Origin of the sequence: Bryocella elongata, from assembly GCF_900108185.1 — a bacterium.
Classification (GTDB): Bacteria; Acidobacteriota; Terriglobia; order Terriglobales; family Acidobacteriaceae; genus Granulicella; species Granulicella elongata.
In genome coordinates, this window is record NZ_FNVA01000003.1 from 315,205 (window position 1) to 339,103 (window position 23,899).

Below are 23,899 nucleotides of genomic sequence, written 5' to 3' on the forward strand. Positions count from 1 at the left end.
GTCTACCTGCGAGAGTTGCAGCTCCGGCGCACGGCTGGGTGACGCTACTGGCGGTGTCGATTGAATAGAATGCGGCATGCTCCCCGCAGCGCAGCCGCAATCTGATACACCGAACCCTGGAGAACCAGCGGTTCACGAGGAGGATGAACTGCCATTGCCGGAGAATCGCCGGTACTACCCGGCGCTCGATGGCGTGCGGGCGATCGCGGTCCTGATGGTGTTCTGGCAGCACTACTTTCACACGGAGCGCAATGATGGCTGGGGATGGGCGGGGGTCGAGATCTTTTTTGTTCTGTCCGGCTTCCTGATCACCGGCATTCTGTACGACACGCGAGAATCGCGATACCGGTTTCGCAGCTTCTACATGCGGCGCATCCTTCGCATCTTTCCGCTGTATTACGGGGTTCTCGTGGTGGCGCTGCTGCTGGACCCCTGGTTGCGGTGGGAGCACCACGCCTGGCAGTGGTTTTTCCCGATCTACCTTTCCAACTACACGCGGTTCGTCTGGCTGAAGGCGTGGATGCAGAGCGACCTGCTCGTAGAGCAACTGCACTCCTTGCGCTACGGACACATCTTCCTCTTCTTTGGGCACTTCTGGTCGCTGGCGGTGGAGGAGCAGTTCTACCTGGTGTGGCCGCTGGTGGTCTTCCTGGTACGAGACAGGGTGCGGTTGCGGAACCTTTGCCTGCTGGGGTGCGTTGTGATCTTTGGGGTGCGTATGGTGCTCGCGTATGTCATCCCGCACGAGTATCTGGATGCGGCTCTCCTGCTGCGGGTCACGCCTCTGCGGGCGGACGCGTTGCTGCTGGGTGGGGCTCTGGCGCTGATGCTGCGCGGGCCTGAAGGGCCGGCACTCCTCCGCTCCCGGCGTGCCGCGCTGGTGGGGACTGTGGGCGTCATCGCGCTTTGTGAGTTCGCGAGCTTGCGGCTGCAGGGTCACCAGCTGCTGCCGTACCTGATGCCTCATCCGCAGATGCAGATTGCGCTGGAGATGATCGACGCCGCGGCTGCGGCGCTTATCCTCTCGGCTCTGTTGCCGGGATCACCGGTGTACCGGCTGCTGATGTTGAAGCCACTGCGCGAGCTGGGGAAGATCAGCTATGGCTTTTACATCTTTCACGACCTGCTGCATTCGGAGTGTCTGCTGGTGGCGATGAAGCTGGTGGGGCGGGACAGCCTCTGGCTGCGTTCGTTGACGGCAGCCCTGGCGCTTGTGTCGACGCTGGCGCTTTCTATCCTGAGCTACCGTTTCTACGAGTCGAGGTTCCTACGGCTCAAGAGCCGATACCCGCCGGACTGAGAGCTTGGGGGAAAGACAAAGACGCCGGAGCCATTGGGCTCCGGCGTCTTGTTTCGCTGAGAGTTCAAGCTCCAACGTGCGCGCGGTTCGCGGGGTTGAAGGTGAGCTTGCCGTCTACTGCGTCGATCTTGACGGTGTCGCCGTGGAGGACGGTGCCGTCGAGGATCTTCATCGCGAGGGGATCCTGCACGAGGCGCTGGATGGCACGCTTCAAGGGGCGGGCACCGTAGGCGCGGTCGTACCCGGCCTTGAAGATGGCCTTGCGGGCGGCCTCGGTGAGGTCCAGCGTGATGTGCCGGGCTTCGAGGAGCTTGCGCAGGTCGTTGAGGCGCAGGTCGACGATGTGTTCGAGCTGCGAGTCGCCGAGCGGGTGGAAGACCACGACGTCATCGACCCGGTTGAGGAACTCGGGACGGAAGTGCTTGCGCAGCTCGTCCATCACGCGGCTCTTGGCATCTTCGAAGCCTTGCTCTCCCTGGGCCCAAGCGGTGGACAGGTTCGACGCACCGATGTTGGACGTGAGGATGATGACCGTGTTCTTGAAGTCGACGGTGCGGCCCTTGGAGTCGGTGAGGCGGCCGTCGTCGAGCACCTGCAGCAGGACGTTGAAGACGTCCGGGTGGGCCTTCTCGATCTCGTCGAAGAGGATGACAGCGTAGGGACGGCGCCGGACAGCTTCGGTGAGCTGGCCGCCTTCGTCGAAGCCGACGTATCCCGGAGGCGCTCCGATGAGGCGAGCGACGGCGTGCTTCTCCATGTACTCGGACATGTCGATGCGGACCATGGCCTGCTCGTCGTCGAAGAGGAACTCGGCGAGTGCGCGGGCGGTTTCGGTCTTGCCGACGCCGGTGGGTCCGAGGAAGATGAAGCTGCCGATGGGGCGCTTGGGATCGCTGAGGCCGGCGCGCGAGCGGCGGATGGCGTTGGCGACGACGGTGAGGGCTTCATCCTGGCCGACGACGCGCTCGCGCAGGCGGTCTTCCATCTGCGTAAGCTTCTGGACTTCGCCTTCAAGCATCTTGGCGACAGGGACACCGGTCCACTTGGAGACGATCTTGGCGATGTCTTCCTCGTCGACCTCCTCCTTCAACAGACGCCGAGGTCCATCCCACATCTCAGAATCGAGATGTGGGGCACCCGCATTGTGCAACGACTTTTCGGCAGCGACAAGTCCGTCCTGCGTTGCGGTGAGTTGCCGGAGCTGGCGCTCGAGGTTGGGGATCTCGCCGTACTGCAACTCGGCGGCGCGCTGCAGCTCGCCCTTGCGGGTGGCTTGCTCGGCCTCGAAGCGCAGGGCTTCGAGCTTCTCCTTCAGCGAGGCGATCTCGCCGATGGCGCCTTTCTCCTTCTGCCAGCGGGCGCGAAGGCCGGCGGCGCGCTCGCGCACCTCTGCCAGTTCGCGGTCGACTTCGGTGAGCCGCGCCTGGGAGTTGGGGTCGTTCTCGCGGGTGAGGGCGTTCTTCTCGATCTCGAGCGAAACGGCGCGGCGCTCGAGATCGTCGATCTCGACGGGGACGCTGCCGATCTGGATGGCGAGGGCAGCGGCGGCCTCATCGACCAGGTCGATGGCCTTGTCGGGGAGGAAGCGGTCGGAGATGTAGCGATGCGAGAGCTCGGCCGCGGCGACGATGGCGGAGTCCTTGATGCGGACCTTGTGGTGCGTCTCGTAGCGCTCGCGGAGGCCGCGCAGGATGGCGATGGTGTCCTCGACGTTGGGCTCACCGACGTAGACGATCTGGAAGCGGCGTTCGAGCGCGGCGTCCTTCTCGATGTACTTGCGGTACTCGTTCAGCGTAGTGGCGCCAATGGCGCGGAGCTCGCCGCGGGCCAGTGCGGGCTTGAGCATGTTGCTGGCGTCGATGGCGCCTTCGGCGGCACCGGCTCCGACGAGGGTATGTAGCTCGTCGATGAAGAGGATGACCTGTCCGTTGGACTCCTCGATCTCCTTGAGTACGGCCTTGAGGCGGTCTTCGAATTCGCCGCGGAACTTGGCTCCGGCGAGCATGCTGCCGAGGTCGAGGGAGATGACGCGCTTGTCGCGCAGGATCTCGGGGACGTCACCCTGGAAGATGCGGCGGGCGAGGCCTTCGACGATGGCGGTCTTGCCGACGCCGGGTTCGCCGATGAGGACGGGGTTGTTTTTCGTCCGGCGCGAGAGGACCTGGACGACGCGGCGGATCTCTTCGTCGCGGCCGATGACGGGATCGAGCTTGCCGCGGCGGGCGAGCTCGGTGAGGTCCTTGGCGTACTTGGCCAGGGCCTGGAACTTGCCTTCAGGGTTCTGATCGGTGACGCGCTGGGATCCGCGAACCACCTGGAGAGCCTTGAGGATGGCGTCGTGATCCGCGCCGTGGGCGGCTAGCGCATCGCGCACGAGATCACCCTTCTGCTGGGCCAAGGCCAAGAGGAGGTGTTCGGTGGAGACGTAGTCGTCCTTGAAGTTGTCGGCCTCTTTGAAGGCCTGATCGAGGACGCGGGTGAGAGCGGCGCTGAGGCTCGGCTGCTGGGCTGCGCCCTGGACCTTGGGGAGGCGATCGATCACCTGGTTAGCCTGCGCGAGGAGCTGCTGGGGCGGGACGCCCACTTTCTCGAGCACGGGAAGGACGACGCCTTCCTTGTCTTCCAGCAGTGCGGTTATCAGGTGTAGTGGCAGGACTTCCGGATTGCCGTTCTCGGCGGCATGTCCCTGGGCGGCCTGGAGGGCCTCCTGCGATTTGACTGTGAGCTTATCCCATTTGATTGCCATAACTTGACCTTCTTCTGCTTGCCGACGCTGAGGTTGGAAGCGGAGCGCTACACACTATTGGACGATGCGGCAGGGCGAAGGGATGCAAAACATGAGCGAACTACACTCATGTTTTATCGCATTAGTCCTGGTCGATGTCCAGCGTCATTCTCGGAGTGAAGGCCAGGGTGTCTTCGCGAGGAGAACTATTTTTGTTCGCACAGCGAACCTTCTGTGGGAATGCGGCTGCGCGACGCTCGACAGGAGATATAGTGAGCGAATCAAGAATGAAATTTACTGCGGGTTCACCTGTCATTGATGGCAGGACCCCGTACTTTTCAGCTGCTACCCGACCTTCAGGAGGTTCGATGCGGTTGCTTTGGCGCATATCTACGTTGTTTATCGGATTGCTGGCGTGTGGTTTGGCGTCGGCACAGAATGCCACTACTTCACTTCGGGGCACGGTGACGGACTCTACCGGAGCTGTGATTCCGGGGGCGACGGTAAAGCTTGCGGATCCAGCGATTGGGTACGCGACGACGATCAAGTCGGACGGGCGGGGCGAGTATTCGTTCCAACAGCTAACGCCGGGGAACTATACGGTTAGTTTTGAGGCACAGGGCTTCTCCGAGTACCAGGTGAAGACGGTCCTGCAGGTTTCGCTGCCGGCGACGGTGAACGCGAAGATGCAGGTGGGCGCGGCGGGTGTTGTGGTTGAGGTGCAGACCACGGATGCGGGCGTGAACACTACCGACGCCTCGATGGGCAATGTGCTGAATAACGAGGCGGTGATGCAGCTGCCATCCGAGGCGCGGCAGCCGGAGTCGCTGCTGGCGTTGCAGCCGGGCGTGCTGTTCATCGGCGGTTCGGATTCCACCGAGAGCCGCAACGGTGTGGTGAGCGGCGCGCGCGCGGACCAGACCAACATCACTCTGGATGGTGTGGATGACAACGACCAGGTGTTTCCCTCGGCGTTCACGGGTGTGTTGAAGACCCCTCTGGACTCGCTGGAGGAGTTTCGCGTGACGACCTCGAATGCGAACGTGGATGAGGGCCGCAGCTCAGGTGGCCAGGTGAACCTGCAGACGCGCTCGGGCACGAACACGATCCACGGCGCGGTGTATGAGTACAACCGCTCGAGCATCGGCGATGCCAACGACTGGATCTACAAGAACTCCGAGATTCAGAGCGGACTTGCGAACCGGCCGACGAACCTGATCTACAACGTCTTTGGCGGCCGCATCGGCGGTCCTATTCTGAAGGACAAGCTCTTCCTGTTCGCCAACTACGAAGGAGAGCGTCAGCGTCAGCCGAACACGTCGAGCCGTGTGGTGCCGACGACGAGTTATCGTGCGGGCAACGTGATCTATCCCGACGTGAATGGCAACCTGGTGACGCTCTCCAAGGCCCAGATCGCGGGCATGGACCAGAACTGCACGACGAACGGTACCTGCCCGCAGGGACCGGGCGACAACCCCTCGGTGCTGGCGCTGTTCAATGGGAGTTATCCCACGCCGAACACCATCCTGGGTGGTGACGGCTACAACACGGCAACCTACACGTTTGCTACGTCGGTTCCGTCGATCAACAACGTGTATCTGGCTCGTATCGACTTCAATCCGAATGACAATCACCGGTTCTTCGTGCGCGGCAGCTTCCAGAGCCTCGCGAGCTCGTTTGCGCCGTACTATCCAGGCCAACCGGCGAGCAAGAAGGACACTGATAACTCCAGGGGCCTCACCGGCAGCTACACGTGGCAGATTGCTCCGAACAAGACGAACAACCTGCGCTACGGGTATGTGCGGCAGAGCTATGCGAGCACGGGTGTTGGCAAAGGCAGCTACGTCAACCTTCGGACGATCGATCTGCCGGAGGACAACACGCGCAGCAGCAACACGCTGGTCCCGATGCACAACATCATCGACGACTACACCTATACGAAGGGCCGGCACACGATCCAGGTGGGCGTGAACTATCGGCACTTCCAGTATGGGAACAACAGCACGGGCATCTCATATGACTCGGCAACTGCCAACGTGTACTGGATGGTCAACAGCGGGATTGCGGATACGGGCAGCTCGTTCGATCCGGTTGTGTACGGCCATCCGGACGTGAACCCGAACTTCACGTCCAACTATGACTTCGCGATCTCGGACATCGCAGGGCTGGTGAACGAGGAGACGGACCACTACAACTACCATCTTTCGTCGGACGGCAAGACTGGGACGCTGCTGGCTACGGGGGCTCCCGTAGCGCTTACCTATCGGTCGAATGAGTTCGAGTGGTACGCGCAGGACGCCTTCAAGCCTGTGCCGAACATGACGATCACGCTGGGTGTACGCCACACGATCCAGCAGACACCTTACGAGATCTATGGGCAGCAGGTGCAGCCGACGATCAACATGCATCAGTGGTTCATGACGCGCGGTCAACAGGCAGCGATGGGTAACAGTGTGCAGCCGGATATTTCGTTTGCTCCGTCGGGGCAGGCACGCGGCGGCAAGCCTTTGTACCCGATGGCCTGGAACAATTTTGCGCCGCGCTTTGCCATCGCGTACTCGCCCAACGCCAGTGAAGGCCTGATGCATGCCATCTTTGGCGGAGCCGGCAAGAGTTCGATTCGTGCGGGCTTCGGTATGTACTATGACCACTTCGGTCAAGGATTGGTCGCGAATTACTCTCGCACCGGCTCTTACAGCCTGAACACTTCGCTTACCAATCCGGCAAGCGTTCTGACGCCGGATACGTCACCGCGCTACACGGGCCTACACAACCTGCCTGGTCTGGTGGGTACGCCAACCGCATCGATCTCCTATCCACAAACGCCCTCGGACGATCCGTACACGACCGGTTTCGCGATCACGAACGGTCTGGACGATGGTTTGAAGACGCCTTACTCGTATGCGATGAATCTCTCCTGGCAGCGTGAGCTCAAAGGCGGATTTCAGATCGAGACAGCGTATGTGGGTCGCCTGGGCAGGCACCTCATCCAGTCGATGGACTTTGCCCAGCCACTGAACCTGGTGGACCCGAAGAGCGGCATGGACTACTACACGGCGGGCACGATTCTTTCCAAGCAGGTGGATGCCGGCGCAACCACGGTAGCGGCCATTCCTTACTTTGAAGATCTGTTCCCGGATGCTGCGGGGCTGGATACAGCCGGCGATGGCGCTGTCGGTAATTCGGCGACGCAGAACATCTACAACGACGTGTGGCAGTACTCGCGGGGTAATGAGACCGCGGCGCTGGATGACATGGACATCTACTGCTACCCGGGCTGCGGCGGCAAGATTGGCCGTTACTGGCCACTGCAGTATTCGTCGCTGTATGTGACATCCACGAATGGCACCAGCAACTACAACGCGGGGCAGTTCATCCTGAAGCACAATGCGACGCATGGTTTTCAGTTCGACGTGAGCTATACGATCTCCAAGTCGCTGGATATCGGATCGGACAGCGAATCGAACGTGGATGGATCGGGCAATGCGTATGGATTCATCCTCGATGCGTGGCATCCGCGAAAGAACTATGCGGTATCGGACTTCGACACGCGGCAGCTGATCACGGCGGACTACGTGCTTGCGCTGCCATTCGGGCATGGACGGGCCTTCGGAGGCAGCTCCTCGAAGCTGGTGGATGCGTTCCTCGGTGGCTGGACGCTGGCGGGGTTGATTCGCGCCTCGAGCGGCCTCCCGTTCGGTCTGTATGACGGCGATGGCTGGTCGACGAACTGGGAGTGGGAGAGTGCGATGGTGCAGACTGGGCCAATCAAGATGCGGCTGCATCAGAACACGAATGGGGCGCCGCAGGTGTTCGACGACCCGCTGGTCGCTCGCGCGAACCTGCGCGATCCCTACCCTGGTGAGGCCGGCCAGCGTAACCACTTCCGCGGCCAGGGCTACTACACGTGGGACTCCGGGCTGCATAAGCAGTTCAGCGTTACGGAGAAGCTGAAGGTGCAGATGGCGTGGGAGGTCTTCAACGTGACGAACTCTGTACGGTTCGACGCGCATCAGATCGACTCGGGCTCGACGGACGGCACGCAGATGGGTGTCTACGGAGCGACGTTTGCGGGCTCGGGCGGCAATCAGATGGCGCGTCGCATGCAGCTGTCAGGGCGTATCGAGTTCTGAGAGCCGCTGTGCAAGCAGTCCAACCGCGGGCGTGGTCCTTGTGACCACGCCCGTTCTCTTTTGCAGGCATACAACCAGTGCTGTGAGACATGGAGCGGGGACGGGATACAACCGACGGTGAGTTTTTCGGAAACGAGCCACGAGGTACGGGTTTCGAGACGCGGGTTGCCGCGAGGCCGTTGTGGCTACAGATCGGAATCTTCAGGAGAGGTTGGCGACGGCGGATCCTTGAAGAAGATTCGCAAGACGTCGGGAACTTCAAAGTCGCCATACTGAACGCGAGCGATCCAGGAGAGCAGGTGATAGCGGCGGGCGGCGAGGAGCCGGGCGTGGAGGATGTCGCCGTCGGTTGCTTTACTGACGATGGTGTCACCCAGGACCAGGTCCTTATGCTCGTTGCCGCTGTGATCGTCGACGATGCGACGTGCCCGGGCAGCGTCCTCCTCGTCGGCTGGCTGCATGAGACCCCGAACGACGGCCTCGGCGAAGCAGCGGTGCATGAAGTTGGCTGCGGCGCGGAAGGCGATGTTCAGGGTGTCATAGGAGACGAAATCGGAGCCGCGGAAGAGCGAGTCGGGATCTTTGACGGTCTGCGAGGACAACTTGTAGTCCAGCCGGGGAGCTTCGCCGATCGAGGGGAGGTAGTGGTCGAGGCGGAGGCACCAGCGAAGCACTCGCAGGGGCTCGAGGGCGAGCGAGCCTTCGTGGCAGTCGGCGGCGGTCCAGTGGCCGTCGGCGCGCAGCAAGAGGTTACGGACGGAATCCTCGATGCGGTTGTAGAGCCCGCGGTCGCGGAGCAGGTCAAGCTGCACGCGGCGGGTGATGATCTCGATGCCTTCGGGAAGGATCTTGGTGTGGAGGAACTGCTCGCTGCCGGAGCGGTCGGCGTAGACGGCGTGAAGCAGTGCCAGCTCGGCGAAGGTACGGCGGAGCTCGGGTGAGGGTGGTGGGGGCGGTGGGCGGAGTTCTGGATTCGCGGCCAACTCGGCACGCTTCTTTTCAGAGGCTTTGCGGCGGCGATTTACCTCCACGATGGTGACGATGACGGCGACAAGAGCGACGATGCCGATGCCGAAGACTCCAGCGCCAAAGACCATGGCGAGCAGCCAGAACGCGTAGACGATACACAGCACAGGGGCGATGAGGAAGATCAGCGCGGAGCGCAGCTGTTTGCGGGCGCGGCGATCCTTGTGCACCCTGCGAACCGAGCGTGCGGTGCGGACCCAGAAATCACTGGAGAAGAGGGTGCGCCAGTATCCGGCGGAGAAGAGGAGACGGAAGAGGGAGTACATGGGCGTTGTTGGTAGTGTCTCGCATCGAGATCAAGTGTCGAGGGGACGATTGGAAGCTCCCGCCGGAAGGAGCCAGGCCATGCGGTCACAAACCGATGCAAGCCGCTGAACCGCGAAGAAGATGGTGGATCGGAACGAAGAGAGGCCAGCTGACCGATATTGACGTCAACGGAGTCAAACCGGCGAGCCTTTGAGTTCGAGCCAAGTTGGGCGGCTCATATGGAACGGGCGTGACCCCGAAGGATCACGCCCGTTGCGTCTCTCCGCTTGTAGCTCAGGTGAGTGTGGGGACCAGAGCAGTTTCCCCGTTGGCTAGCATCCCAAGAGAGGCGTGCAGTAGGGTTTCTCGCGGAAAAAGCCCATTGAACTCCGATCCCCGCACTACACCTCCAGGGGCAAATCCTCTAGTCTCGGGGCAGCGAGTTGGAGGCTGCTGCCTCTACCTGCTTCGCCGCCTCGGCGACCTTGATTGCGACCTGCTTGGGCCGGGCTTCGGGCTTCTTGCCGAAGGAGAGGCTCAGAACGCCGTGCTCGGTTGTGGCAGCGACCGACTCCGTGTCGATGGTGCTGGGCAGGCTGAAGGTCCGAGTGAAGCTGCCGAAGCGGCGCTCGATGCGATGGAAGTTTTCTTCCTTTTCTTCGGATTCGAACTTGCGCTGGCCCTTGACGGTGAGGTTGCGGCCCTCAACCTTGACGTCGAGATCTTCGGGGCGGATCCCTGGAACTTCGAGCTTGAGGACGAGTTTCTGCTGGTCCTCGTAGATATCGACGGCAGGAACGAAGTTCCCCATGGAGAGGGACTCGGAGCTTTCGGCTTCGGGACGGGCGAAGTCGCTGAAGATGGCGTTCAGGCGGTTCTGGAGGACGGCGACGTCGTTGAGAGGACCGCGGAAGGGAGCGAATCGAGTAAGGGTCATGGCTGCAACTCCTTGAAACGACGGAAATGATTTGGGTGAGCCGGAGGCAATCCCGCGTCACCCTTGTTGTGGCGATCATAGCACAGTTCATTCATGAAATGTGAGCCTAAAAAGCTAATATTTGTTGCACACCCTGGAGTGCCAGCCTCGGCCTTCTGGACGAGATGCGGAGCGTCCCGGCAAGAGTAGGCTAGGAGTCACCGAAAAATTTGGAGGATGGACGAGATGGTACTTCGGGGTTCGCTTCGCCGGCGTGGGTGCCTTGGCATTTCAGTGGTGGCTTTGGTTTCGTTTACAGGCGCTTCGAGCTGGAGCCAGGTGACGCCGGTGAAGGGCGAGAAACCGGTGACGGCTCAGCATGCGATGGTGACGTCGGTGCAACATGACGCGACGGACGCGGGGTTGGAGATTCTGCATCAGGGCGGCAATGCTGTGGATGCGGCGGTGGCGGTGGGTTTTGCGCTGGCGGTGGTGTTTCCGGCGGCGGGGAATATTGGTGGTGGCGGATTCATGCTGATCCGGCCGGGCTCGTCGAAGATGGATGGCGGCAAGCCTACGTTCCTGGACTACCGCGAGAAGGCGCCTGCGGCGGCGACGGCGGACATGTACCTCGACGCGCAGGGGAACATCATCAAGGGGCTCTCGACGTCCGGGCCGAAGGCTTCGGGGGTTCCGGGAAGTGTGGCGGGGCTGGCGCTTGCGGAGAAGAAGTACGGCAAGCTGGGGCTGAAGAAAGTGATGGCTCCTGCGATCCGGCTGGCGCGCGAAGGGTATGTGCTGAGCGAGCAGGAGGCGGGCTACATGAAGAACTCGCGCAACCTGCCTCTGTTCGAGGAGTCGAAGCGCGTCTATTTGCGTGGAGGGAACCTGTACAAGGCGGGCGATCGCTTTGTGCAGCCAGATCTGGCGAAGACGCTGGAGCGGATCGCCGAGAACCCGGATGACTTCTACAAGGGAGCGATCGCGGCACAGATTGCGGACTTCGAGAAGAAGAACGGTGGGCTGATTACAGCCAAGGACCTGGCGGACTACACGGTGGCGGAGCGGACGCCGCTGGTGGGGCACTATCGCGGGCTGGAGGTGCTGACCTCTCCTCCACCGAGCTCGGGCGGGATTGTGCTGATCGAGTCGCTGAATATTCTTGAGGGTTATCCACTGACGCATCTGGGGCCGAATGGAGCGGCGACAGGTGATCGATCGGTGGACCAGGTGCACTACATTACGGAGGCGTTCCGCAGGTCATACCTGGATCGCGCGGACTTCCTGGGCGATCCGGATTACAACCCGAAGATGCCGCTGAAGGAGATGGCGAATCCGGCCTATGCGACTGCGTGGCGGAAGACGATCGACCCGGTGAACGCGACGCCCAACGACAAGCTGGTGCGGCCGGCGGGATTTATGCCGGAGCCTCCTCCGATGACGGAGGTGCATGAGGGCAACGAGACGACGCACTTCAGCGTGGTGGACTCCGAGGGCAATGCGGTCGCGAGTACGTACACGCTGAACTTCTACTTCGGCAACGGCATGACGGTGGATGGGCTCGGCTTTGTGCTGAACGATGAGATGGATGACTTTGCGAGCAAGGTGGGCGTGCCGAACGGCTTTGGGCTGATTCAAGGACCTGCTAACGCCATTGCTCCGGGGAAGAGGCCGTTGAGCTCGATGACGCCGACGATGGTGGCCGAGCCGGCGAAGAACGGCAAGCCGGGTAAACTGCGGCTGGTGCTGGGTTCGCCGGGTGGGTCGACGATCATTACGACGGTGGCGAACGACATCATCAGCGTGGTGGACAACGGGCTGGATGTGAAGGCGGCTGCGGATGCGCCGCGGTTTCATCACCAGTGGATGCCGGACGTGCTGCAGATCGAGAAGCTGTTTCCGGAGGATGTGGCGAAGTCGATGGCAGAGCGCGGCTACACGGTGAAGGTGTCGGGCGCGGCGGATGTGAAGAGCCCCGGAGTGTGGGGGGCGAGCGAGATGATCGCGGTGGACCCGAAGACGGGGATGCTGTCGGGCGCGAATGACTACCGGTATCCGATGGGGAAGGCTGCGGGGTACTGAGGCCCGTGGCCGGGGAATGACTCGTACAGAGGCGTTTTCTGTAGAGCTGCGAGGGGAACAGGTATGAGGGATGAGGAAAAACTGCTTTACCTCATTCCCCTTCCTGTTCCCCTGTTTTCGTTCAGTTGGAGGAGGACGAAACCTGAAGCACTTTGTGAACTGCTGCGGCTTGATAGCCCAGGTCCGAAAATCCGGACCTGGGGCACCCGAATCTGTGGAGGTCTCAAGGTTTGTGCTTTTCGGCCTCGGCGATGGCGGCTTCGGCGAGTGGGGCCATGATGGCGTAGCCGGCGTCGGTGGGGTGGACGCCATCGGAGCTGAGGCCGGGTTTCATGCCGCCGCTGCCGTCATTGAGGGCGGAGTAGTAGTCGAGATAGGTGAAGTGGGAGGTCTCGCAGTACTGCTTCATCCAGGTGTTGAGGGCGGCGATCTTGGGGATGGGATTCCTGCCGGGGCGCCACTTGTAGTCGGCGGCGGGGAGCACGGAGGCCAGGATGACGCGGATGTGGTTCGCGCGGGCGAGTTCGGCCATGGAGATGAAGTTGTCGGCGATCTGTTGCTGGGTGACGTCGCCGGTGTTTCCGGCGATGTCGTTGGTTCCGGCGAGGATGACGACGGCGTCGGGGTGCAGATCGATGACGTCCTGGCGGAAGCGGATGAGCATCTGCGCGGTGGTCTGTCCGGAGATGCCGCGGCCGATATAGGGCTTGCCGGGGAAGAAGATGTGTTTGCCGCCCGCCCAGGCGTCGGTGATGGAGTCGCCGTAGAAGACGATGCGGCCCTTCTGCGTGGGCGGCAGGGCGGCGTTGGCGGCGGCGTAGCGGTCGAGCTGGGCGAAGTTGCCGGCGAGCTGGTGGAGGTGGGCTAGCTCGGCGGGTGTGGGGTTCGCAGGTTGCTGAGCGTGAAGCGCGAGGGCGAGCCCGCAGGCTGCGATAGGGGCGGCGAGGGTGAGAGCTCGGAAGAACGTGGTGCGTTTCGACATGCGAGGACTCCGTAGAGAGGGTGCGGGGCCATTCTACCGGGGAGCGGCTCCGCAGTTAGGGGCCCGGGAACGGTGTCTGCCGCGATAGGCTAGAGTGACAGAGCGATGCGACACGGAATCTCGACCCATGTTTTCTTTCCACAGCGGTTGACCTCAGCCTTGCTGGACTCACTGCGTGATGCCGGCGCCGAGGCGATTGAGGTCTTTGCGGCGCGGCACCACTTCGACTACACGGACCGCGCCGCAGTGCGGGATGTGGCAACGTGGTTCCGGTCGAACGATGTGGCGCCGACGCTGCATATGCCGCTGTTCACAGCGGAGGATGAGGCGATCTGGAGCCGGCATACAGCGCCGACGATCAACCTGATCTCGATGCAGAAGTCGACGCGGATTGCGTCGATGGACGAGGTGAAGCGTGCGTTGGAGGCAGCAGAGCAGGTGCCGTTTACCAGCTGCGTGCTGCACCCGGGGCTGCGGGACGACGAGTGGGACACGCGGGCGATCGATGACTCGATGACGGCGATTGAGCACCTGAAGGCCTTTGCGGGACCGCTGGGTGTGAAGCTGCTGCTGGAGAACCTGACGAATGATGTGGCGACTCCTGCGCATCTGGCGGAGATCGTGCGGGTGGGTCACTTCAGCAATGTGGGGTTCTGCCTGGACCTGGGGCATCTGCAGATGACCGAAGTTGGAGAAGAGGCGAAGGCTGAAGGCGCGAAGAGTCTGACCGAAGAGGCGTTCGAGGTCTTTGGGGATCGGCTGGTCGAGCTGCATCTGCACGATAACCATGGGCAGTTTTCGGGCAAGGGCGATGAGCACCTGTGGCCGGGTGCGGGCAGCGTCGATTGGGCGCTGGTCGCGAAGAAGGTTGCGGCGATGAAGACACAGCCGGTGGGCATGCTGGAGGTTGCGTATGACCTTGGCGAGGCCTCGGTGGTGACGGTGGATCGGGCGAAGGATGCCTGGGCGCTGGTGCGTGGCGTGGGACGGTAGCACTGGGTGATGGGTGAGCGAAACAGCTCCGATTGAGTTTCGGGTCTTGAGCCGCGAGTTTCGAGTCAGGCGCGTGGGACGATGCTGCCCGATGTCATGGCGAGTAGACTTAACGCTGTTATGTCGAGCGAAGTCACTATCCCTGTTGTTGAAGCTGTGAGCGCGAACGAAGCGCCTGTATCCACCATTGCCACGATTGGCCAGCATGAAGGGCAGCGTGTGACGCTGCGCGGCTGGCTGTATAACCTGCGCAGTTCGGGCAAGCTTTTGTTCCCGACGTTCCGTGATGGGTCGGGGACGATCCAGGGCATTGTGCCGAAGGCGGCGGTGCCGGAGATTGTGTTCGAGACGCTGAAGGGGCTGACGCTGGAGTCGAGCGTGGTCGTTACGGGCAAGGTGCGGGCGGACTCGCGGGCTCCTTCGGGCTATGAGCTCGATGTTGAGGATGTGACGGTGACGCAGCGCGTGGATGATGCGAACCCGTTTCCGATTCAGTTGAAGGAGGCGGGCGTTGAGTTCCTGATGGAGCATCGGCACCTGTGGGTGAGGACGCCGCGGCAGTCGGCGATTCTGCGGGTGCGGGCGACGATCATGCGCGCGGCGGCGGAGTACTTCGACACGAATGGGTATACAAGGACCGATCCGCCGATCCTTACGCCGAACGCCTGCGAGGGAACGAGCGAGTTGTTCGAGATGGATTACTTCGATGACGAGAAGGCGTATCTGACCCAGAGCGGACAGCTGTACATCGAAGCGACGGCGCTGGCGCTGGGCAAGGTGTACTCGTTTGGGCCGACGTTCCGCGCGGAGAAGTCGAAGACGCGGCGGCACCTGACGGAGTTCTGGATGATCGAGCCGGAGGTCGCGTACATGGACCTCGAAGGGCTGATGGAGATGGCCGAGGGGTTTCTGCGGCACATCGTGACGAAGGTGCTGGAGACGCATCGTGGTGCGGACCTGAAGCTGATCGGTAAGGATGAAGCGAAGCTGGAGGCGATCATCGCGGAGGGTGCGTTCCCGAAGCTGACGTACGACGAAGCCCACGCGATGCTGAAGGATGCGTATGCGGCGGGCAAGATCGAGAAGCCGCATGAGTATGGCGATGACTTTGGGTCGCCCGATGAGACGTATATCTCGAGCCAGTACGATAAGCCGGTGATGGTGCATCGTTATCCCGCGGCGGTGAAGGCCTTCTACATGCAGCCAGATCCGAAGGACCCGGCGAAGGCGTTGTGTGTGGATGTGCTGGCGCCCGAAGGGTACGGGGAGATCATCGGGGGGTCGCAGCGCGTGGACTCGTATGACCTGCTGAAGAAGCGCATCGAAGCGCATGGGCTGCCGTTGGCGGCGTTCCAGTGGTACCTCGATCTGCGCAAGTATGGCAGCGTGCCCCACTCGGGATTTGGGATGGGGATTGAGCGCTGCGTGGCGTGGCTGTGCGGGCTGGAGCACGTGCGCGAGACGATTCCGTTTGCGCGGACGCTGAACCGGATTTATCCGTAGGCTGGGCTTGGTGAAGAGTGTGAGAGGGACGGGCTTCGGCTCGTCCCTTTGCTTTGCTGCGTCAGGCCAAGCTTTCTTCTGTAGAGGTACGAGGGGAACAGGTTTGAGCGATGAGGAACTGCTGCGCGGATTTCTATCTCCGGAGCGGGAATGTGTCACTGCGATTTGCGAATGCTGCGAGTTAGAGAAAATAATCCGATAAATGGCTTGCTATTTCTTCGTGGCGATGTCACAGTAAGTCCTGCGTAGGAGTTGGTCCGATGAAGCAGACGAATCACAATTCGATGCGTTGGTCGCTGGAAGGCTATTGCTTTCCAGCCGATCGCCGGACCCTGCTCCATAACCGGTCCTAGCCCTTGGCGGATCGACCTACGCAAGCACGAAACACACACAAAAACTGAATAGCTTTTATGTACCAGGACCGCGCCTGAGTGGTGTAGAGTGCGGCTTTCTTCGACTGTGACTCGATTGCAAAGCAGCTGTACTCGTTTGTTCCCTCAGGTAGGGGCCTGTCCGCCAGTGGTGAAGTTCAGGGTTACTTCTGGGCAAATCCTTCGGGATGGGGTTCAACTCCCCGCGCTCTGAACGTTGATTCCCTGGCGTGACGTGCAGCTCTTGCTGCGTGTGCGGAGAAGTGCGTTTGTATGAGATAGCTTCCAGTGGTGATAGAGGGGAGTTACTGCCAGCTCGCTATGGCGAGTTAGCGCTGTGCGTCAGCCGGGCTGCGCCCGGTTAGCGTGTGCGTGAAATTCAAGTTTGGCCGGTGGTGTAGAGGACAGTTCCTTCGCTTATCACGCGGGTGGTCGCAGGTTCGAATCCTGCCGTGAGCTGCGGCTCGCGTAGCTCAGTGGTAGAGCACCCATACTGTTTTCGTTTTGTTCCCCGGCTATAAGACTCCAGCCAATGGGCTGGAGGGTAACGAAGTTCGCCATGGTGGTTCACCGGGTGATGAAGGGTGCGACTGGCGCTCTCATCGCGTTGTGGTGGCGCCATGGTGAAGCCCAGGCCTTATGAGAGGCCTGGGCCCCCCGGTGTCGTCATTGGGGCTTCAAGACGATCAGGTTCTCTAACAGGCTTCGCCGGTGGCGAAGACGACGGGTACTTCATCGGTAGAGCGCCGCTATAGACGCGGAGGAGCAGGTTCGACCCCTGCCCTGTACGTAAGCAGAGCAACGTGCGTGCAGGTAGCTATTCCCGTTGTCGCCAATTCCCCGGCGAGAGATGCAGGAACGCAGTATCAACAGCAACGCAAGAGCAACCAAGGAATACCGCACCGTTGAAGGGAGGTGCGACCATGAAGCTGAATATTTTGAAGCTGGCACACCTTGTTCGTCCGCGTCCGCGTACGTATGAGGGAGCGCCGGCGTTGACGATCACTCCTGAGCAGGCGCTGCGGCGCTCTGTGATGGCGAGCATGCTGTGGGAGAGCGAGTTCTACGAGAGCGGTGAGACGATTGCCGCGCGGATTCGCTCGCTCGTTCCGCAGGTGGATGCGGAGCAGGTGGCTGCGATTGCAGTGGAGGCGCGCTCGGCGATGAAGCTGCGTCACGCGCCGCTACTGGTGGTTCGCGAGATGGCTCGCTATGCCACGCACCGTGGGCTGGTGGGCGAGGTGCTGCCTCGCGTGATCCAGCGTGCGGATGAGCTGGCGGAGTTTGTTGCGATCTACTGGGCCGAGGGTAAGGTTCCGTTGTCGGGCCAGGTGAAGAAGGGCCTGGCGGCGACGTTCCCGAAGTTCGATGAGTATGCGCTCGCGAAGTACGACCGGGCAAGTGTTGTCAGGCTGAGGGATGTGTTGTTTCTGTGCCACGCGAAGCCGCGTGATGCGGAGCAGGCGGCGGTGTGGAAGCGGCTGGTCGATGGCGAGCTGGCGACGCCGGACACGTGGGAGGTTGCGCTCTCGAGTGGGGGCGACAAGCGGGCGCACTGGTCGCGGTTGCTCTCGGAGCGCAAGCTGGGTGCGCTGGCGCTGCTGCGCAACCTGCGGAACATGCAGGCTGCGGGCGTCGACGAGCGGCTGGTGCTGGGTGCGCTGGCCACGATGAAGACGGATCGTGTGCTGCCGTTCCGATTCCTGGCTGCTGCGCGGTATGCGCCGCAGTGGGAAGAGGCGCTGGAGGCGGCTATGTTCCGGGCGCTTGCGGATGTCCCGAAGTTGCCGGGACGTACGGTGGTGCTGGTCGACGTGTCGGGTTCGATGACGGACCGTCTGTCCGGGCGCAACGAGATGCGGCGCACGGATGCGGCGTATGGTCTTGCGGTGTTGCTGCGCGAGATGTGCGAGCGGGTGGCTGTGTACACCTTCTCGAACACGCTGAAGCTGGTGCCTGCGCGTCGTGGGTTTGGGCTGCGCGATGCGATGGACGCCAGCCAGCCGCACATGGCGACGTACCTTGGCTCGGCGCTGGACCGGATCGAAGAGCGGTACGACCGGATCATCGTCGTGACGGACGAGCAGTCGCATGACCGCGTGCCTGCGCCGAAGGGCAAGGGCTACGTGATCAATGTGGCCAGCGCGAAGAACGGCGTGGGGTACGGTGCGTGGATGCACATCGACGGCTTCAGCGAGGCTGTTGTGGAGTACATCCGCGCGATGGAGGAGCAGGCCGCGGCTTAGGCTGCGGCTCGCTTCCGGGTAAGGAAAAGCCGCCGTGGTCTGGTCCTCGAAAGAGGGCCGGGCTGCGGCGGCTTTGTTGTTTTGAGCTGTAGAGGGGCGAGGTCTTCAGGTGGACAGGTGCGAGTGGATCTGTTGAGCGATGAGCTTCGAGCTGATGAGCGATGCGGGGAAGATGTTGCGTACGCGCTACTTCTCGGAGGCGCTGGGGGGAGTGATGCCCTTGAGGCGCATGTAGGTGGCGAGCTGGGCGTACTGCTCGTTGTCATGCGAGACGTTGCCCCAGAGGAGGCTGACGCGGGTGCGCTTGACGGGGCCGGCGGAGAGCAGGTCGAGTGCGTTGGCGTCTGTGATGGAGGCGTAGGCCTTGTCGCAGGCGTCGAAGGAGGCTTTAAGGGCGGCGACGATCTCGGGCTTGGGGGCGGTCTCGGCGGGGGTCTTCGCCATTTCGGCGGTGGGTGTGCCGTTGACGATGCCGCAGCTGCGGACCTGGGCCTCGATGACGTGGGTGAGGATGCGGGCGAAGACGCGGATGTCGGGTGTGGGCTTGTAGCTGTAGAGGTCGGCGGGCATCTTGTCGGCGGACTTGAGGATGTTGTCTTTGAGGCCGGTGTAGCTGCGATTGACTTCGGGCCCGACGCCGGGGGTGGGTGGAGCGGACTGGGCGGATGCCATCGAAGGGGCGAGGACACAGACGGCTGCTGCGGCGAGAAGCGTGGGACGCATGTTGGATTTTCCTCGGGAACAGGGTACGCAGAGCTTGGACGGGGGACAACAGGATTCGTTGGGTGAGTTTCCACGAGATTTCTGCGAACCCACATCTCAGAGGCGAGATGTGGGGCACTAGCTGTGGAGTCTCAACAGGTTGTTCTGGTCGAGAGCTGATCGGCTGATCGGTGGCGACAGGCCTAAGCTAGCATGCGGCCGATGCCAGTTGTACTGGTGCAGCCAGGGGCGGAGTTCCTGGCTGCGTTCGTTTGAGTTTTGGTATGTGCGGGCGTAGGCCGATTCGCGCAGTGCGGTTTGGATGAAGCATTTGCCCTTGCCGTTGGTGCGTGGGGTGTAAGGCCGGGTGAAGCGATGCTTGAGTCCGAGTTTGCGGCAGGCTGTGGCCATGGCATGCGAGCGATAGGCTGGCCCATTGTCGGTGAGGATGGCCTTGAAGCGGATGCCAAGCCTCGCATAGTGGGCTAGCGCAGCGTCGAGGAAGTGCAGCACCGAAGCCTTTGTTTCATCCGGATAGATCGCCGAGAAGGCGATGCGCGAGTGATCGTCGATGGCCACATGGACATACTCCCAGCCCGCGCCTTCGACCGAGTCCTGGCGGTTGCCGGTGACGCGATGCGACGGCCTGACGATGCGGCCCAGCTTCTTGATGTCCAGATGCAGAAGGTCGCCGCATGTTCGTAGCGCTGCACCACAGGGCGAGGCTCCAGATCGCGTATCCGGCTTAGCTTCAGCCGGCGCAGGATGCGGCTCACCGTGGCCCGGCTCAGACCCGTCTGCTGCGCGATCCGCAACCCCGTCCAACGGTCCCGCCGTAAGGTCTCAACACGCTGTACCAACTCGTCGGTGGTGGGCTTCCGCAGCCGATGCGGGCGCGAACTGCGGTCCCCCAGACCCGCCGCACCAGCTTCGCGATACCGCCGAACCCACTTCGCCGCTGTCTTCGCGCTCACGTTGAAGCTGGCCGCGGCCAGCTTCAACGTGAGACCTTCTCCCAAAACCCGCTTCGCAAGTTGCTCTCGACCAAACAACGTCAGTCGGGCACGCTGGTGGTAGTCCATCGGACCTCCTGATCCTCTGCGTCTTCGCAAACACAGCTAATCAGTTCTCGATCCGATGGACAACCTATTGAAACCTCACAACTAGAAGGCTCTCATGCGCGGGTTCTTATGCGCTGTAGAGGGGCGAGGTCTCCAGGTGAGCAGGTGCGAGGAACTCTGTTGAGCTACGAGCCGCGAGGGATTGAGCTATGAGGTCTCAGACTTGTCCCACCTGGCACATCGGTTCTGCGAGATCAGACGAGGGGTTTGAGCTGGGTGCCCATGAGGTCGATGGAATGGAGGACCTTGTCGTGGGAGAGCATGCCGCCGGAGATCATGAAGGTGACGCGGGAGATGCCGCCGAGAGCTTCGGAGAAGCGCTTGATCTTGGCAGCGACTGTCTGGGGCGAGCCGACGAGGAAGGCCCCGGTGGGGCCTCGCTGGGCGTCGAAGGCGGCGCGGGTGGTGGGTCCCCACCCGCGTTCGCGGCCGATGCGGGAGAAGGTGTGCTGGTAGGCGGGCCAGAGCTCGTCGGCGGCCTGGTCGTCGGTGTCAGCGAGGTAGCCGATGCAGTGGAGGGCGACGTCGAGGGTGGCGCGGTCGTGTCCGGCGCGCTCGGCGGCCTGGTAGTAGAGGTCGACGAGGGGGCGGAAGCGGTGGGGTTCGCCGCCGATGACGGCGACGGTGAGCGGGAGGCCGAGGGCCCCGGCGCGGGCGAAGGAGGCAGGTGTGCCGCCGACTCCGAGGCGAATGGGGAGCGGGTTCTGCACGGGGCGGGGCCAGACTCCCTGGCCGGTGAGCGAAGCGCGGTGCTGGCCTTCCCAGTGGACGTGGACCTCGTCGCGGAGGGCGAGCAGGAGGTCGAGCTTCTCGGCGAAGAGCTCGTCGTAGAACTTCGTATCGTAGCCGAAGAGCGGGTAGGACTCGATGAAGGAGCCGCGGCCGACGATGATCTCGGCGCGGCCGTTGGAGATGAGGTCGAGGGTGGCGAACTGCTGGAAGACGCGGACGGGGTCGTCGGAGGAGAGGACCGTGACGGCGCTGGCGAGGCGGATGTTCTTCGTGCGAGCGGCGATGGCGGCGAGCAGGATCGCGGGTGCGCTGGCGACGTACTCCTCGCGATGGTGTTCACCGATGGCGTAGAGGTCGAGGCCGACGCGGTCGGCGAGCTCGGCCTCTTCGAGGAGCTGGGCGACGCGTTCCGCGGAGTTGCGGGCGAGGGGGTCGTTGGGAGTGACGACGCGCTCGACGAAGGTATCGATTCCGATCTGCATGAGGTTATGGATGAGGGAGAAGGGACTTGCGATCCTTTGAGATCCTGCGAACCCACGTCTCAGAAGCGAGACGTGGGGTACCCGTCGGCGTGGCATTTGTTGCCGGGTGGATGGAAAGGATGCGGATTGGGTCGCGGGTTTTGGGCATCGGGTTTCGGGTTCTTGAAAACGACGGCGTTATGGGGGCGGGATATGCTTCCAGAGATGATCGTTGGAGTTGTAATGATGGATCTTCCGCCGGCGCGTGCGTTTGTGGAGCACACGGTGCTCTATTTGCGGCAGGCGACGGTGGTTCGGCTGGTGATTGCGCTCGCGCTGGGCGTTTGCATCGGGGCGGAGCGGCAGTGGAGGCAGCGCGCGGCGGGGTTGCGAACGAACACGCTGGTTTGCCTGGGCGCGGCGACGTTTGTGGACCTTGGGTTGTCGGTCGCGCCGAACACAACGCAGGTGATTGCGTACGTGGTGTCGGGAGTGGGGTTCCTGGGCGCGGGCGCGATCATGAAGGACGGTGCGAACGTGAGGGGGCTGAATACGGCGGCGACGTTGTGGTGCTCGGCGGCGGTGGGAGCCTGTGTGGGTGCGGGTGAGCTGCTGGATGCGGTGTTCGTGACGGCTTTGCTGATAGGGATCAACTCGGGGCTGAGGCCGCTGTCGCGGTATATCGACCAGAAGTCGCTGGCGGCGCTGAATCCTCATGTGCTGTACCGGCTGAGGATGCTGTGCGAGCAAGGGCATGAGCAGGAAGCGGAGGAAGCGCTGACGAAGGGTGTGGAGTATCACTCGCTGGTCCTGACGACGTTGCGAACCGAGAAGAACGAGGAGACCCAAACGGTGTTGTTTCAGGCTCTGCTGGAGTCGCACGCAGGGGACAACGCGGCGCTGCAGGAGCTGGCGAGCGAGCTAAGGCGGCTGCCTTGGGTGGAGTCGGTGGATGTAACGGGAACGGATCCGGAGGCGGAGTAGGGCTTTGGAACTGGGGATCAGATGCCAGACTCCAGTTGGCCAGATGCCAGTGAACCCTGGCCGCATGTTCCAATAGAGATGAAGGAATTTTGAGAGAACTATGCCATTGAATTGTGGAATCGTAGGGCTGCCGAATGTGGGCAAGTCCACCATCTTTAACGCGTTGACGTCTGCCGAGGCGCAGGCTGCGAACTATCCGTTCTGCACGATCGATCCGAACGTGGGCATTGTGCCTGTTCCGGATGCGCGCATGGACCGCATCGTGACGATGGTGAAGCCGAACTCGATCGTGCCGACGACGATGGAGTTTGTGGACATTGCGGGCATCGTGGAGGGCGCGAGCAAGGGTGAGGGGCTGGGAAACCAGTTTCTGTCGCACATCCGGCAGACGGACGCGATTCTGCACGTGGTGCGGTGCTTTGCGGACGACGAGGTGATCCACGTGGCGGGCAAGGTGGACCCGCTGAGCGACATCGACGTGATCAACACGGAGCTGATGCTGGCGGATCTCGACACCGTGGAGAAGCGTGCCGCAAAGTCAGAGAAGATTGCCAAGAGCGCGAGCGCGACGCCGGCGCAGAAGAGCGAGTGGTCGGCGATCACGAAGCTGCGCGAGACGCTGGGTGCGGGCAAGCCGGCTCGGGTGGTGGAGCTGGCGGACGACGAGAAGCTCGCGGCGCGGGACCTTTTTCTGATTACGATGAAGCCGATGCTGTATGTGGCGAACGTGGATGATGCGTCGCTGGCGAACGGCAATGCGTACACGGAGAAGGTGAAGGCGCGTGCGGCCGAAGAGGGCAGCGAGGTGGTGCTGATCTGCGGCGCGATGGAGGCGGAGATCTCGCAGCTGGACCCAGAGGAGCGCAAGGATTTCCTTGCGGAGCTGGGAATGGAGGAGCCGGGGCTGAACCGGTTGATCCATGCGGCGTATCGCTTGCTGGGGTTGATCACGTACTTCACGTCGGGCGTGCAGGAGGTAAGGGCGTGGACGATCAAGCGCGGCACGAAGGCTCCTGGAGCGGCGGGCGTGATCCACTCGGACTTCGAGCGTGGGTTTATCAAAGCGGACTGCTACGCGTGCGAAGACCTGTTCCGGCTGGGGAGTGAGCAGGCGGTGAAGGAAGCAGGGCTGCTGCGGTCGGAAGGCAAGGAATATGTGGTGAAGGACGGGGATATCTTGTTCTTCAAGTTCAATGTGTAGGGGCAGACAGTACAGGGTAGTGAATAGAGGGCTTCGTCCGCTGTGCGGGCGGGGCCTTTCTTCACTTGGGGAGACAGAGCTAAAGCTGTAGAGGGGCGAGGTTGCCAGGTGTGGACGGGAGAGGAACTCTGTTGAGCTATGGGCTGCGAGGGGTAGAGCTACGAGAAGATGCTGC

14 protein-coding genes and 1 pseudogene are annotated in these 23,899 nt (G+C 62.2%); 8 read left to right on the forward strand and 7 right to left on the reverse strand.

Annotation, left to right across the window (positions count from 1 at the left end; translation table 11 throughout):
* The first annotated feature begins 154 nt into the window (after positions 1 to 154).
* Complete coding sequence (locus tag C4S68_RS10500) at positions 155 to 1,300, forward strand: acyltransferase family protein (protein ID WP_160115097.1); 1,146 nt, start codon at positions 155 to 157, stop codon at positions 1,298 to 1,300.
* A 64-nt stretch (positions 1,301 to 1,364) separates the two neighbouring features.
* On the opposite strand, the gene clpB is transcribed toward C4S68_RS10500, so the two are convergent.
* On the reverse strand, positions 1,365 to 4,046 hold the full coding sequence (gene clpB, locus C4S68_RS10505) for an ATP-dependent chaperone ClpB (RefSeq protein ID WP_103933014.1): 2,682 nt from the start codon (positions 4,044 to 4,046) through the stop codon (positions 1,365 to 1,367).
* Positions 4,047 to 4,393: 347 nt separating this feature from the next.
* Here clpB and C4S68_RS10510 point away from each other — a divergent pair, with 347 nt between their 5' ends.
* Positions 4,394 to 8,158, forward strand: coding sequence for a carboxypeptidase-like regulatory domain-containing protein (locus C4S68_RS10510; RefSeq protein ID WP_160115098.1), 3,765 nt, complete (start codon positions 4,394 to 4,396; stop codon positions 8,156 to 8,158).
* 185 nt (positions 8,159 to 8,343) lie between these two features.
* Here C4S68_RS10510 and C4S68_RS10515 read toward each other — a convergent pair whose 3' ends face one another.
* Both C4S68_RS10515 and C4S68_RS10520 read right to left on the reverse strand, forming a co-directional pair.
* The gene (locus C4S68_RS10515) at positions 8,344 to 9,450 is read right to left on the reverse strand and encodes a hypothetical protein (RefSeq protein WP_103933016.1); all 1,107 of its coding nucleotides are present in this window, start codon (positions 9,448 to 9,450) and stop codon (positions 8,344 to 8,346) included.
* A 404-nt stretch (positions 9,451 to 9,854) separates the two neighbouring features.
* Complete coding sequence (locus C4S68_RS10520) at positions 9,855 to 10,367, reverse strand: Hsp20/alpha crystallin family protein (protein ID WP_103933017.1); 513 nt, start codon at positions 10,365 to 10,367, stop codon at positions 9,855 to 9,857.
* A 225-nt stretch (positions 10,368 to 10,592) separates the two neighbouring features.
* Between C4S68_RS10520 and ggt the strand changes: the two genes are divergently transcribed.
* Entirely contained in the window at positions 10,593 to 12,428 is a 1,836-nt protein-coding gene (gene ggt, locus C4S68_RS10525; RefSeq protein WP_103933298.1) for a gamma-glutamyltransferase, read from the forward strand.
* 223 nt (positions 12,429 to 12,651) lie between these two features.
* Here ggt and C4S68_RS10530 read toward each other — a convergent pair whose 3' ends face one another.
* Positions 12,652 to 13,410, reverse strand: coding sequence for an SGNH/GDSL hydrolase family protein (locus C4S68_RS10530; protein ID WP_103933018.1), 759 nt, complete (start codon positions 13,408 to 13,410; stop codon positions 12,652 to 12,654).
* 105 nt (positions 13,411 to 13,515) lie between these two features.
* Here C4S68_RS10530 and C4S68_RS10535 point away from each other — a divergent pair, with 105 nt between their 5' ends.
* From C4S68_RS10535 to C4S68_RS10545, 3 genes are all read left to right on the forward strand, one after another.
* Positions 13,516 to 14,403 carry a sugar phosphate isomerase/epimerase family protein gene (locus tag C4S68_RS10535; RefSeq protein WP_103933019.1) on the forward strand — a complete coding sequence of 296 codons (888 nt, stop codon included), beginning with the start codon at positions 13,516 to 13,518 and terminating at the stop codon, positions 14,401 to 14,403.
* Between the two features lie 120 nt (positions 14,404 to 14,523).
* Positions 14,524 to 15,906: an asparagine--tRNA ligase gene (gene asnS / locus C4S68_RS10540; RefSeq protein WP_103933020.1), complete on the forward strand. Its 1,383-nt coding sequence runs from the start codon at positions 14,524 to 14,526 to the stop codon at positions 15,904 to 15,906.
* Positions 15,907 to 17,200: 1,294 nt separating this feature from the next.
* Entirely contained in the window at positions 17,201 to 18,523 is a 1,323-nt protein-coding gene (locus C4S68_RS10545) for a TROVE domain-containing protein (RefSeq protein ID WP_103933299.1), read from the forward strand.
* A gap of 186 nt (positions 18,524 to 18,709) precedes the next feature.
* On the opposite strand, the gene C4S68_RS10550 is transcribed toward C4S68_RS10545, so the two are convergent.
* From C4S68_RS10550 to C4S68_RS10560, 3 genes and pseudogenes are all read right to left on the reverse strand, one after another.
* Positions 18,710 to 19,246: a DinB family protein gene (locus C4S68_RS10550; protein WP_103933021.1), complete on the reverse strand. Its 537-nt coding sequence runs from the start codon at positions 19,244 to 19,246 to the stop codon at positions 18,710 to 18,712.
* A 117-nt stretch (positions 19,247 to 19,363) separates the two neighbouring features.
* A pseudogene (locus C4S68_RS10555) lies at positions 19,364 to 20,307 on the reverse strand (IS481 family transposase).
* A gap of 233 nt (positions 20,308 to 20,540) precedes the next feature.
* Positions 20,541 to 21,560 carry an Atu2307/SP_0267 family LLM class monooxygenase gene (locus tag C4S68_RS10560; RefSeq protein WP_103933022.1) on the reverse strand — a complete coding sequence of 340 codons (1,020 nt, stop codon included), beginning with the start codon at positions 21,558 to 21,560 and terminating at the stop codon, positions 20,541 to 20,543.
* A gap of 222 nt (positions 21,561 to 21,782) precedes the next feature.
* Between C4S68_RS10560 and C4S68_RS10565 the strand changes: the two genes are divergently transcribed.
* Together C4S68_RS10565 and ychF are read left to right on the forward strand one after the other, a co-directional pair.
* Positions 21,783 to 22,523 (forward strand): MgtC/SapB family protein, encoded by a 741-nt coding sequence (locus C4S68_RS10565; protein WP_200821526.1) that lies wholly within the window; start codon positions 21,783 to 21,785, stop codon positions 22,521 to 22,523.
* A 100-nt stretch (positions 22,524 to 22,623) separates the two neighbouring features.
* Entirely contained in the window at positions 22,624 to 23,724 is a 1,101-nt protein-coding gene (ychF, locus tag C4S68_RS10570; protein ID WP_103933023.1) for a redox-regulated ATPase YchF, read from the forward strand.
* Positions 23,725 to 23,899: the final 175 nt, after the last annotated feature.

What these genes read in the sequence shown, in the direction of transcription:
- clpB (WP_103933014.1), bottom strand. Translation starts at nt 4,046, where the DNA reads ATGGCAATCAAATGGGATAAGCTCACAGTCAAATCGCAGGAGGCCCTC.
- C4S68_RS10510 (WP_160115098.1), top strand. Translation starts at nt 4,394, where the DNA reads ATGCGGTTGCTTTGGCGCATATCTACGTTGTTTATCGGATTGCTGGCG.
- C4S68_RS10515 (WP_103933016.1), bottom strand. Translation starts at nt 9,450, where the DNA reads ATGTACTCCCTCTTCCGTCTCCTCTTCTCCGCCGGATACTGGCGCACC.
- C4S68_RS10520 (WP_103933017.1), bottom strand. Translation starts at nt 10,367, where the DNA reads ATGACCCTTACTCGATTCGCTCCCTTCCGCGGTCCTCTCAACGACGTC.
- ggt (WP_103933298.1), top strand. Translation starts at nt 10,593, where the DNA reads ATGGTACTTCGGGGTTCGCTTCGCCGGCGTGGGTGCCTTGGCATTTCA.
- C4S68_RS10530 (WP_103933018.1), bottom strand. Translation starts at nt 13,410, where the DNA reads ATGTCGAAACGCACCACGTTCTTCCGAGCTCTCACCCTCGCCGCCCCT.
- C4S68_RS10535 (WP_103933019.1), top strand. Translation starts at nt 13,516, where the DNA reads ATGCGACACGGAATCTCGACCCATGTTTTCTTTCCACAGCGGTTGACC.
- asnS (WP_103933020.1), top strand. Translation starts at nt 14,524, where the DNA reads ATGTCGAGCGAAGTCACTATCCCTGTTGTTGAAGCTGTGAGCGCGAAC.
- C4S68_RS10545 (WP_103933299.1), top strand. Translation starts at nt 17,201, where the DNA reads ATGAAGCTGAATATTTTGAAGCTGGCACACCTTGTTCGTCCGCGTCCG.
- C4S68_RS10550 (WP_103933021.1), bottom strand. Translation starts at nt 19,246, where the DNA reads ATGCGTCCCACGCTTCTCGCCGCAGCAGCCGTCTGTGTCCTCGCCCCT.
- C4S68_RS10560 (WP_103933022.1), bottom strand. Translation starts at nt 21,560, where the DNA reads ATGCAGATCGGAATCGATACCTTCGTCGAGCGCGTCGTCACTCCCAAC.
- C4S68_RS10565 (WP_200821526.1), top strand. Translation starts at nt 21,783, where the DNA reads ATGATGGATCTTCCGCCGGCGCGTGCGTTTGTGGAGCACACGGTGCTC.
- ychF (WP_103933023.1), top strand. Translation starts at nt 22,624, where the DNA reads ATGCCATTGAATTGTGGAATCGTAGGGCTGCCGAATGTGGGCAAGTCC.